Here is a 12011-nt window from a genome sequence, read left to right as displayed (position 1 = left end):
CGGAGAGGGATGCTAACGCATGGCGGCCCGGGGACCTAGAGCTGGGGGGGACTTTGTTGGCCAAAATCGAATAGAGGGGGCTATTGCTGGCGAGGGCTGCGCCCTCGTATCGCGGCACAAGGCCGCTCCTACAGAGGCATGCATATCCTGTAGGAGCGGCCTTGTGTCGCGAATGGGCCGCAAAGCGGCCCCGGGGTCTATCAGGCGCCGACGAGTGCCGGTTGGCCTTCATTCTCTGGATGCAACGGCAACAACGGCGAGTGCGGGTCGTTTTCGATCGACGCACGCCACACATCGATCCACGCCGCGTTCTGCCCGGCCCAGACCTGCTCATGCAGGCGCGACAAGGCAACCGGGTCGCTGAGCAAGGCCAGGCGGGTGCTGAGGTCGAGCCCTTGCGGCCCCACTTCCAGCGCCTTGGCCACACGCTCGGCGCGCAGCGCTTCGATCGGCGCTGCCTGGCCATGGCGAGCCGTCGCCATGGCGCAGGCCAGGGCGTTCTGCCGTGGGTCGACCACTGCCCGCACGAAGCCGCCATGCAGGGCATGCCAGCGGTTCTCGTGGGTGTATTGGTCGGTTGCCAGCAGCTCTTGCGGCGTGGCGTATTCCTCAGGGATCAGGAACAGCTTCTCGTCCTTGGCCGCCAGGCCCAGGCGGGTACGGCTGGAAATCACCGACACCGGGATCGACAGCACCAGCGAACCCACGATCGGCGCCAGCCACCACAGGAAGCTCGGGTTCAGCCAGGCCACCAGCGCTGCCCAGGCAAAGCCCAGCAGGGTTTGTGGGCCATGGCGGCGCACGGCTTCGCTCCACGGCGTGGAGTCGTCGTCACGCTGCGGCGAGTTCCAGGTCGCGGCCCAGCCGAGGAACGCGGCCAGCACGAAGCGGGTGTGGAAGATCATGCGCACCGGCGCCAGCAGCATGGAGAACAGCATCTCCATCAGCATCGACAGGGTGACCTTGATGCGCCCGCCAAACTCGACCGCACCCTTGGCCCAAATCAGGATGATGCTGAGCAGCTTGGGCAGGAACAGCAGCACGATGGTGGTGGAGAACAGCGCGACGGCCTTCTCCGGGTGCCATTGTGGCCACAGCGGATAAAGCTGGTACGGCTCGATGAAGTACTGCGGCTCCATCAAGGTGTTGGTCGCCAGCAGCGCCGTCGACAGCACCAGGAAGAAGAACCACAACGGCGCCGACAGGTACGACATCACGCCGGTGAGGAACACCGCACGGTGCACCGGGTGCATACCCTTGACCAGGAACAGGCGGAAGTTCATCAGGTTGCCGTGGCACCAGCGGCGGTCGCGCTTGAGCTCGTCGAGCAGGTTCGGCGGCAGCTCTTCGTAACTGCCCGGCAGGTCGTAGGCAATCCACACGCCCCAGCCGGCACGCCGCATCAGCGCGGCTTCGACGAAGTCGTGGGAGAGGATCGCACCGGCGAACGCACCCTTACCCGGCAACGGCGCCAAGGCGCAGTGCTCGATGAACGGCTTCATGCGGATAATCGCGTTGTGGCCCCAGTAGTGCGACTCGCCCAGCTGCCAGAAGTGCAGGCCGGCGGTGAACAACGGGCCATACACGCGGGTGGCGAACTGCTGCATGCGCGCATACAGGGTATCCATGCCCGACGCCTTGGGCGCGGTCTGGATGATGCCGGCGTCCGGGTTGGCCTCCATCAGGCGCACCAGGCTGCTCAGGCACTCGCCGCTCATGACGCTGTCGGCGTCGAGCACGACCATGTACTTGTACTCGCCACCCCAGCGACGGCAGAAGTCGTCGAGGTTGCCGCTCTTGCGCTTCACCCGGCGCCGACGGCGGCGGTAGAAGATGCGGCCAAAGCCTTTGGTCTCGCGGCACACGTCCAGCCAGGCCTGTTGCTCGGCCACGGCAATGTCGGTGTCGTTGGTGTCGCTGAGCACGAAGAAGTCGAAACGGTCGAGGTTGCCGCTGGCGGCCACCGACTCGAACGTTGCCCGCAGGCCGGCGAACACGCGCGGCACATCTTCGTTGCAAATCGGCATGACCAGCGCGGTGCGTGCCTCGGGCGCGATCGGCTCATTGCCGGCACTGCTGCCGGAAATGCGGTACTTGTCGCGACCGGTGAGCAGCTCGAGGAAGCCCATCAACGCGGTCCAGAAGCCCGCCGACACCCAGCAGAACAGGATGCCGAACAGAATCAGGATGGACGTCTGCAAGGCATACGGCCAGACCTGCACGACGGTATCCCACAGCGGCTGGTTGACCACCTCGTCGAGGTCGACGAACGACCAGCCCTGGTACGGCAGGATGCCCTTCATGTACCAGCCGGCAACGATGGTCTGGCCGATCATCAGGGTCAGCAGGATATAACGGCGGATCGAGCCGACCGTGCGCCAGCGGGCCTTGGGCAGCTCACGCTGCTCTGGCTGCGGCGCGTTGGTGCGCCCGGTCATGCGGCGCCACATGCGGATCAGCACGTTGGTGCGCCAAGGCTCGGGCACGACACGGGTGCGCTTGATCGGCGGTGCGATTTTCAGGCACAGCCGGCCGCTGCCGTCGACGCCGAGCATTTCGGCGTCTTCGAGTTCGGCGGCGCTGCCCACGGTCAACCGCGGGCCCACCGAAGCCTGCACGGCCTCGGCGGCGTTGGCGGCCGGGTTGGCCGCCAGGCGTTGGTGCAGCTCACTGAACGAGGTGCAGCTGGCGAGTTCCGCGCGCTGCTCATCGCTCAGTGGGAGGTGGGCCAGGTATTCGCCGAGCGATACCGGCCTTGCGCTTGAGTTACTCATCGGCAGGCAACTGATAGGTCCAGGTCTCGGTCAGCACTTTTTCGGTGGTGGCCGGGGTACCGTTGGTGGACGCCGCATCGGCGGCAGGTTGTTCGGCCTTGGCGTCTTTGTCGGCCTTGGCATGCTTGGCAGCGGCCTTGTCCTGCTTGGCGTCCTTGGCAGCAGGCTTGGCAGGCTCGACAGGCACGTCGCGCACCAGCGCAGCGCGCATTTCCGTCGATTTGTTGGCTTCCTTGACCTTCAACCGCAGGGTCAGGCGCCAGCCTTTGCTTTCTGGGTTATAGCGCAGGTTGTTCTCGACCACCTCGGCGTTATCGCCAACGCTGACCTGGCTACGTACCGCGGCGTCTTCCGGCAGAGCAGCCAGGTTGGCACCGGCGAAGTCGACGATGAACGCCACGCTGCCGTCAGGTTGACGGATCAGGTTGGACTGTTTGACGTCGCCCGTGGAACGCATTGTCTGAGTGACCGAGGCCAGGTCCTGGGCCTGGAACTGGGCTTCTTGGATGGTCCAGTGCAGGCGGTAGTCGTACTCGAACGGCTTGCCTGGCTCCGGCAGGGTCTCTGGGCTCCAGAAGGCCACGATGTTGTCGTTGGTTTCGTCGGCAGTCGGGATCTCGACCAGGTCGACGGTGCCCTTGCCCCAGTCACCTTTTGGCTCGATCCAGGCGCTTGGGCGCTTCTGGTAGTTGTCATCGAGGTCTTCGTAGTCCTTGAAGTCGCGATGACGCTGCATCAGGCCGAAACCACGCGGGTTCTCGACGCTGAAGTTGCTCACGGCCAGGTGTTTCGGGTTGTTCAGCGGGCGCCACAGCCACTCGCCGTTGCCGGCATGGATCGACAGGCCTTCGGAGTCGTGCAAGGCCGGGCGGTAGTTCATGACCCGGGAAGGCTGGTTAGGGCCGAACAGGTACATGCTGGTGAGTGGCGCGATGCCCAGGCGGCTGACGTGGTCACGCAAGTAGACCCGCGACTTGACGTCGACCACGGTGTCGCTGCCCGGACGCAGGGTCAGCTTGTAGGCACCGGTGGAGCGCGGCGAGTCCAGCAGGGCGTAGATCACCAGGTGCTTGTCGGTAGCCTTCGGCTTCTCGACCCAGAACTCGGTGAACCGCGGGAACTCCTCGCCCGACGGCAGCGCGGTGTCGATGGCCAGGCCACGAGCCGACAGGCCGTACACATGGCCCTTGCCGACCACGCGGAAATAGCTGGCGCCAAGCAGGGTCATGATCTCGTCCTGCTTGTCGGCCTTGTTGATCGGGTAAAGCACGCGGAAACCGGCATAGCCCAGGTTCTTGGTGGTTTCCGGGTCGTGCGGCACGTCACCGAACTCGAAGCGGCTCGGGTCGTACTTGATTTCTTCGACCTTGGTGGCGGTGACTTCGTTGATTTTCACCGGGGTGTCGAAGTGCATGCCCTGGTGGTAGAACGACAGCTTGAAGGGGGTCTTGTCCTTGGCCCACTCGGCCTTTTCCTGCAGGAAGTGAATCTTCTGGTAGTCGGCGAACTTCATGTCGCGGAACACCGCAGGCAGATTGCTCTTCGGTGCTTCGTACTTCTGGCCGGCCAGATCCTTTGCCTTGGCTGCAACATCGTCAAGATTGAATGCCCACAGCTGGCCCGCGTTCATCAGGCCGACCAGTGCCACACTGGCCATCAGGGCCTTACGTAGCCGAATGCCGGGGATTCTTGATGCTTTATGGGGACTAACAATCACGAGCAACCCTCGCCGAAAACAGATCATGAAACCAACGGCCAGCGACTAATGCCGGGTTGGCGAGCACTGTTCGGACCCCGTGAGGGCGTAATGATTCCCCAAACGGATCCAGACAATGCTCGAGTCAGAGTGAAACGAACCTGCGAACGCAGGTCCATGCAGCGCGCGATTATCCAGCAGGTCGCGTGACAACGCATCAGGCTGGACTAACTATTTATCGTACAAAACCCCTTATTCTCCTACAAACAAGGGGTTTTTGACCTCATATTTGTAACATAAATGTTACGGGGCCATCATTGACCAGGTGCACCTGCATGTCCGCACCGAAGCGCCCACTCGCCACCTCGGCGTGCTGGCCCTTCGCTTGCGCTAAAAGATAGTCGAACAACTCGGCACCGAGGGCAGGCGGTGCCGCCGTCGAGAAGCCCGGCCGCATGCCGCTGCGCGTGTCCGCCGCCAAGGTGAATTGCGACACCAGCAGCAAACCGCCCCCAACATCCTTGAGCGACAGGTTCATCTTGCCCTGTTCGTCGCTGAACACGCGATAGTTAAGCAGCTTGTGCAACAGCTTATCGGCATGTTCCCGGGTATCTTCAGGTTCGACGGCCACCAGCACCAGCAGGCCCTGGTCGACGGCGCCGACGATCTCGCCGGCCACCTCTACCCGCGCGCCACGCACGCGTTGCAACAGCCCCTTCATGCTTCTTCCAGGGGCAGGTCGAGCAAGCGCCGGGCCATCTGGTCGGCGGCGCGCACCAGGGCATCGGTGATGCCGGGCTCTGAGGCCGCATGGCCAGCATCGCGAATGACTTTCAGCTCACTGTTGGGCCAGGCCTGGTGCAGGGCCCAGGCGTTGTCCAGCGGGCAGATCACGTCGTAGCGGCCATGCACGATCACCGCCGGCAGGTGGGCGATCTTGGGCATGTCGCGGATCAGCTGGTCCGGCTTGAGGAACGCATTGTTCATGAAATAGTGGCATTCGATGCGGGCAATCGACAGCGCCCGCTGCGGCTCGGAGAAGCGGTCGACCACCAACGGGTTGGGGCGCAGCGTGGCCGTACGGCCTTCCCAGGTGGACCAGGCCTTGGCGGCGTGCATCTGGGCGATCTGGTCGTTGCCGGTCAGGCGCTTGTGGAAGGCCTTGACCAGGTCGCCGCGCTCTTCTGGCGGGATCGGCGCAATGTAGTCCTGCCAGTAGTCGGGGAACAGGCGGCTGGCGCCTTCCTGGTAGAACCATTCGATTTCCTGCGGGCGGCACAGGAAGATGCCGCGCAGAATCAGGCCGTGCACACGCTCGGGGTGGGTCTGGGCGTAGGCCAGGGCCAGGGTCGAGCCCCACGAGCCGCCAAACAGCACCCACTTGTCGATGCCCAGGTGCTTGCGAATGCGTTCCAGGTCTTCGACCAGGTGCCAGGTGGTGTTGTTCTCCAGGCTCGCGTGGGGCGTGGAGCGGCCACAGCCGCGCTGGTCGAAGGTGATGATGCGGTACAGGTTGGGGTCGAAGTAACAACGGCTCTGCGCGTCGCAACCGGCGCCCGGGCCACCGTGGATGAATACCACGGGTAAACCTTCCGGCGAGCCACTTTCGTCGACATACAGCACATGCGGCGCTTCCACGGCCAGATCGTGCCGGGCGTAGGGTTTGATCTGCGGGTAGAGGGTCTGCATTGCGCACTCCGTGTGAGGATTAAGTCTGCCGTTGGGCATCATAAACCTGAATTGCGCTTTGAGCATGTCCTGTTGCCATCCTTGGTCCTATCCCATCCGCGAGACGGATGGCGGCGCCCGTCAGCCTGGCAAAAACACATAACTACCTCAGTGGCCCCGGCCTGCTGAACATACTTGCGAGCCCACCCAAGCTTGGAGGCTCTTGTATGAACCCGTCTTCCCCTACCCCCTCGCGCAACACGCCTTTGCACGCCGCACGGATAGGCCAAGCCACCCCGCCATGGCTGAAGGCTGCCTCCAGCGAGGCGTACCAGTCGCTACGCGACGCGCAGGGCAAGGTACCGCCGTGGTTTGAAGCAGCGCTGCAGGATCAACCAGACATCGCACGCGCGCTGGCTCAGGAACATGCCCAGCACCGCAGCCACGCGGCGCAGGTCCAGGCGCTGTTCGCCTCGCTGCCAGACCTGCACACCTTCGCCAGCGAGCAACTCACACAAGCCATCAAGGCACGCTTCGACCTGGATGTTGAGGTGTCCAACACCTACCTGGTCGATGCCAGGCTGATCCAGACCGAACACGCAATCGATGCCCGACAAGCCGTCGACCGGGCAACCCGGTCGCTCCTGCAATGGGCATTGCACAATTTTGATGCTGACGCGTGCGCAGCGGATGGCATGGATGCGCCGCAGGCCTTGCTGAAAAAGTCGGTGGTACTGGACCACCGGCGCTTCATGGGCACCGTGCCCTTGACCAATACCGTGGCGATTCCCGCCCACGCGTTTGCCGAGCTGTGCCGAACCTTGGACATCGGTGGGCGCTATCACAAGCAGGTCTATGACATTTACTACCCGGCCCCAACCGGCGACCAAGGGCCCCATGAGGCGGCCCTGCAGGTGTACGAAACACTCGCCCGTGCCGAGCAATCCGCGTTCAGGCAAAGCCTGCACAGTGCCTGGTTGCAGGGGCATATCAGCCAGGGCTTTTATGACGCGGCGCTGGCCGCCCCGCTGGACGCGCCTCTACCGCACACAGGCAGCTCACTCACGTTCAGCCTGCTGACATTGTGGGAGGTCGAAATCGTCGGCATGGCAGTGCTGCAGTTGCAGCCCGACAGTGGCTCGCAAAACGCCAGGGTCGCACTGTACAACCCCGACGACCCGCACGCCCCGCTGAAGGAATACGCGTCTTTAGACACACTGGAAGCCGCTTTGCGCGACGCGCTCCTACTCGACAGTCATTACCTGGACAACTGCCTGGCGGCCCGTGACAAACCGTCGATCCAACAAAAGCTGCAAGACCGGTTGACCCCCATGGGCTGGAGCACCCGCGGCCTGCATGAGCGGGTCACCGACCCGCAGGCAACGCTCGAACCGATACCGCACAAGGCCAGGTACTCGTTTCTAGGTACCTTGGTGACACAAAAGGTGGCCCGTCATGAAAAGGACGCCCTCTTCCATGCCGTCCCCACCTGGGCCGTGGACCTGCTGTCTGCCAAGCGTCACCGCGAGGCCATCGCCGGGAAAGTACTGACCACGCTGAACATCGCGGGCTTTTTCGTCCCGGGCCTTGGCGAAGCGATGCTCGCAGTGTGCATCGCGCAGCTGGGTTACGAAGTTTATGAGGGCATCGAAAGCTGGACCAACGACGACCGAGAGCAAGCCCACCGCTACCTGATCGATGTGATGGAAAACACCGCTACCCTGGCTGCCTGGGCGGCGGCGGGCTATGTCGTCAAAGAAGGGATCGGAGCTGTGTTGGCGGGTAATCCAGAGGCTCCCGTGCGTGAAATTCCGGAAGTGGATACCCCTTCTTTTATCGAGGAACTCGAAGAAGTCGATTTGCCGGATGGCGACACTCGGTTGTGGAAGCCCGACCTTGCGCCCTTCGCCCACGATACGCCCTTGCCGGAGGGCCTTGAGCCGGATGAAACCGGGCTGTACACCCATGCCGGCAAGCGTTGGCTGATGCTGGAGGGTCAGCTCTATGCTGTGAAGCAAACCCAGCCGGGCCATGCCTACCGGATAGAACACCCGCGCAGGCCCCAGGCCTACACACCCGCGCTGCAGCACAACGGCGCAGGCGCCTGGCTGCACGAGCTGGACAGGCCCCTGACGTGGCAAGGCATGGCGCTGTTCCGGCGGGCCGGGCACCTTTCTGGGGCGTTCGATGACGCCACAGCAACACGAATCCTGCAGGCCTGCGACATTGACGAAGCGGTGTTGCGCAGGGCGGTCGCTGACAGCCAGCGCCTGCCCGCGCTGCTGGAAGATACCTTGATCCGTTTCAACCTGGACCAGCAGATCGGGCAATTGCCTGCGGATGCTGAGCCTGGCCTACCAGGTGCCGAGTTCGAGACCCGCTATCGCCAACTACCTGCCACCCAGGCCCCTGGCGCCAGTGTGATCCAGCACGTTTATCCACAGCTTCCCGACGCCATCACCCAAGAGTTGTTGCGCAACGCCAACCCGCTTGAGCTGCAACAGTTGGTGGCCGGGCGAGTGCCCATGCGCATTGGGCAAGAGATCCACCTTTATCAGGCGAACGTCCGGCTAACGCGTGCGTATGAAGGGGTGTATCTGCAGAGCCTGCGCAACTGGGACACCGATCAACTGATCGTGCAGACGCTCGGGCAACTGCCCGGCTGGCCAGCCGAGATCAGCCTCGTGCTTGAACAGCGCCAGCACTCACCCATCCAGCTCACGCGTATCGGGCGGCCGGACGGGCTAGGCCACACCACGATCGTCAGCGCCAGAGCAGGCTATATCGTGCTGGGCAATGACCAACCGGATGCACGGGTGGTCGCGCACACTTCCCTGTACAGCGCGCTGTTCGAGGTACTGACTGCCGCTCAACGCGAAGCGCTGAGTATCGTCGACGAGCAAGGCCTCAGGCACTTGGTTCAACAGGCCCCGCCGATGCCACGTTCGGCCTTGCGCAAGGTGCTTGGCATGCAAGCCGTGCGTCCAGGCTTCCGCTCGCCCCTGCGCCTGGCCGATGGCCGGCTGGGCTATCCCCTCGGCGGTATGCGCCCCCGCGTCGCGAGCATTTCACGGCACACCTTGCTCAGCTCGATTCGGCAGATAGGCCAACACGCCCCCAACCCCCGGCCTGCCGAGCAGATTCTCACCGCATTGGAGCACAGGGCCCTCACCCGCGCCGAGATCGCAGACAGGCTCAGCACCTTGCTGGAACAACGCGATGAGCTGCACAGCCGGCTGGCCGACTGGCGGCGAATAGCGGCACTGACGCCTCGTCAGGTCCCGGATGATTTAGAGCGAGTATTGAATGCAATCGCTCAGCATTGGTACGAGCGCGCGTTCTTGACGCCCACCGACATCGCGCCCCCCCTTCGCCTGGAACGCCTGTCGCTGAACGACTTCCCGCTCAGCCTGCCGGACTTCTTCACGTCCAGCGTCACTGGCCTGCAATTGATCGAAACAGCCCCCGAAAACTTCGCCGGCTGGAGCCACCACGGCCCCCACCTCAATGCCCTGCTGCGACAGTTTGCAAACCTTCGGTCGCTGGAGATCAGCCGCGCCTACCGGCCTGAGGCCTTGCCTTCGCCGTTTCAGTTCAGCCTGCCGGTGATTGCCCAACACCTGCCAGCGCTGGAATCGCTGAGCCTGACCCATCAGAACATCTCGCTGTCATCGACCGACCTCGACAGCCTGGCCGGGCTCACTCACCTGCGCCGGCTGGACCTGAGCGGCAACCGATTGTCCGAGCAGTATCCGCCGCGTTTCAACGAAATCGCACTGGACTACCTGGGCCTGGATAACCTGGCGTTGGACCATTGGCCAGAAGGCTTGGGCTTCAACGCCGTGACCCAAATACGTCACATTGGGCTGCGCAATAATCAGATCACGATGCTGCCACGCTTCTTGCTGGACAACCGAATCAACCTCGCCGATCACGCTGTGCTCTCACTGCAGGGCAATGACCTGTTCGAGGATGACCTGCTGCGCGTGATGATGAGCGAAGATGGCCGCGCCTCCCGCTTTGAGGTGGACCGCAGCGAAGACTTCAGCGCCCGCCTGGCCCTTCGGCTGGAACGTCGCCAGCTACTACGCAACGCCATCGACGACTACGTGAACGCCTCCAGTTCCAGCGCACCGGTCAGCCAAGCCGTGATGGCCACCAGGACCCGTGTGGCAACGGCGTTGAACGAGTTCTGGCATTACCAGGAGATCGGTCTGACGCGGGCAGCCCTGCGCCTGAACGACATTGCGCTCGAGCATTTTCCCAGGCTGTTGCCGGCATTTTTCACCGAACAGGTGCATAACCTTGCGCTTGAGCGGGTAAGCGGCTCCACCGCCCAGCTCGACGGGCTGTTCCGTCAGTTCCCACAGGTGACGCGCCTGTCTGTCGATGCCTACCAGCAGGCGGAGCAAACACTGCCTTCGGCCCTGCTACGACTGCCCGGGCTGACTGACATTGCCTTGCGCAACGCTGGCCTGGTGATCGACCAGCAGGTGATCAATACGCTGGGGCGCTTGCCCACGCTCAACTCGCTGGACCTCACGGGCAACCGCATGGGGCTGATCACACAGGCGCCGGCAGCGCTGCAAACGCTGCGCCGCCTCGACCTGAACGCCATGGGCCTGGAGCAGTGGCCGAGCTGGGTGGACAGCCTGCTGCCGCTTGAGCTGTTGGACCTCAGTGAAAACCGCCTCACCGAATTGCCTGCGCACATCCTGGCCAACCTCGACAACAACTTTCCCATCAGCTCGATCTTGCTGTTCAGCAACCCGCTCAGCGACGAAGCCGTCATGCGCGCTCGCGCGTCCTCGGATAGCCAGCACAGCTTTACCTTTGGCATCGACCTGTCAGACAGCATGAGTGAGTCCTCGACAGAAGGCGCGATGGGCGGCCATTTCCACTTACCCTTCCTGGACCCCGCTGCCGATGCGCCCAACCTGCAGGACTGGCTGCTCGCCTCGGATGTCGAAAACGAAGCCCTGAAAGAGTGCTGGGACGCCCTCCAGGCATCGGGCAATGCCGGAAACCTTCTGGCGCTGGTAGGCCGCCTGCGCAATGCCGCCCCTTACCAGAATGGCAAAAGCCGTGTGGCGTTCTGCGCACGGGTGCGCAAGGTGCTGGTGAGTGCGGTGGTCAACCCGGACGACCTTGCGCTGTTCAACCATCAGGCCAGTGAGGCACTGCTGCAGGAAAACGGCGACCAGACCTGCCACGACGGCGCCTTGCTGGTGTTCCAGAATATCGAGCTGTATATCGCCAACCAGCGTTTGCAGTTCGATGCCGCAGATACCGAGGGCAACCTCTATCGGGAACTGCGCCGTTTGTATCGCCTGCAGGCACTGGATGAAATCGCCAAAAGCGAGACTGCCCGCCGGGATGAAGCAGAGGTGCGCCTCACCTACCGACGCGAGTTGAACACCCCGCTTGACCTCGGCCAACCCGAGGACACCCTGCGCTACGCGATCAGTGCCAGCATCGATGAGTTGGCGCATGCTGAACTGCAGGTCCAGCGCGGCGAGCTTGGCGAGGATTTCCTGAATTTTGCCGCCGCCAACGCTCAGTGGGTCCAACATTTGCGGCAGGCCTACGCCGGTCGCTTTGCTGAAATCGAGCAAAGCTATCAGGCTCAGGTAGTGGACCTGCCGGAGCAGTTTCCGGACAGGCCCCTCGATACCCTTACCGAGGAATTCACGGCCCTGGAGCGAAGCAAGCAAGCGCGCGAGGCACGCCTGATTCGCGAACTCACCTCGTTCGCCAACCCAGACCGCAGGCCACGTTCCTCGACTGAGTAGTCCCCACCCGACAACCGCCACAGGTAACTAACTACCACTTGGCGATAAGCCCCCGCAGACAGACTCCGACACTGACCAATC

5 protein-coding genes are annotated in these 12011 nt (G+C 63.2%); 1 reads left to right on the top strand and 4 read right to left on the bottom strand.

The features are described 5' to 3' along the window. Positions 1-200 precede the first annotated feature (200 nt). The 4 genes from mdoH to pip all read right to left on the bottom strand — a co-directional run bounded on the left by mdoH (position 201) and on the right by pip (position 6159). Positions 201-2774, bottom strand: a complete 2574-nt coding sequence (gene mdoH / locus HU750_RS04360; RefSeq protein WP_186677199.1) for a glucans biosynthesis glucosyltransferase MdoH — start codon at positions 2772-2774, stop codon at positions 201-203. Next, the gene (locus HU750_RS04355; RefSeq protein ID WP_346010837.1) at positions 2767-4491 is read right to left on the bottom strand and encodes a glucan biosynthesis protein G; all 1725 of its coding nucleotides are present in this window, start codon (positions 4489-4491) and stop codon (positions 2767-2769) included. Before HU750_RS04355 ends, mdoH begins: the two co-directional genes overlap by 8 nt. Before the next feature lie 262 nt (positions 4492-4753). After that, entirely contained in the window at positions 4754-5191 is a 438-nt protein-coding gene (gene dtd / locus HU750_RS04350) for a D-aminoacyl-tRNA deacylase (protein WP_186677192.1), read from the bottom strand. Continuing rightward, positions 5188-6159 carry a prolyl aminopeptidase gene (gene pip / locus HU750_RS04345; protein WP_099455566.1) on the bottom strand — a complete coding sequence of 324 codons (972 nt, stop codon included), beginning with the start codon at positions 6157-6159 and terminating at the stop codon, positions 5188-5190. Before pip ends, dtd begins: the two co-directional genes overlap by 4 nt. Before the next feature lie 206 nt (positions 6160-6365). On the opposite strand from pip, the gene HU750_RS04340 reads away from it, so the two are divergent. Continuing rightward, the gene (locus HU750_RS04340) at positions 6366-11930 is read left to right on the top strand and encodes a dermonecrotic toxin domain-containing protein (protein WP_186677189.1); all 5565 of its coding nucleotides are present in this window, start codon (positions 6366-6368) and stop codon (positions 11928-11930) included. Positions 11931-12011: the final 81 nt, after the last annotated feature.

It is taken from the genome of Pseudomonas sp. SWRI50 (assembly GCF_014269095.1).
GTDB classification, from domain to species: Bacteria; Pseudomonadota; Gammaproteobacteria; order Pseudomonadales; family Pseudomonadaceae; genus Aquipseudomonas; species Aquipseudomonas kermanshahensis.
Note: the sequence above shows the minus strand (reverse complement) of the source record. Positions and strands in the feature narration are given on the sequence as shown.

Bases quoted from the DNA above. Each gene is read 5' to 3' on its own strand.
- HU750_RS04340 (WP_186677189.1), top strand. From the start codon at position 6,366: ATGAACCCGTCTTCCCCTACCCCCTCGCGCAACACGCCTTTGCACGCC.
- pip (WP_099455566.1), bottom strand. From the start codon at position 6,159: ATGCAGACCCTCTACCCGCAGATCAAACCCTACGCCCGGCACGATCTG.
- mdoH (WP_186677199.1), bottom strand. From the start codon at position 2,774: ATGAGTAACTCAAGCGCAAGGCCGGTATCGCTCGGCGAATACCTGGCC.
- dtd (WP_186677192.1), bottom strand. From the start codon at position 5,191: ATGAAGGGGCTGTTGCAACGCGTGCGTGGCGCGCGGGTAGAGGTGGCC.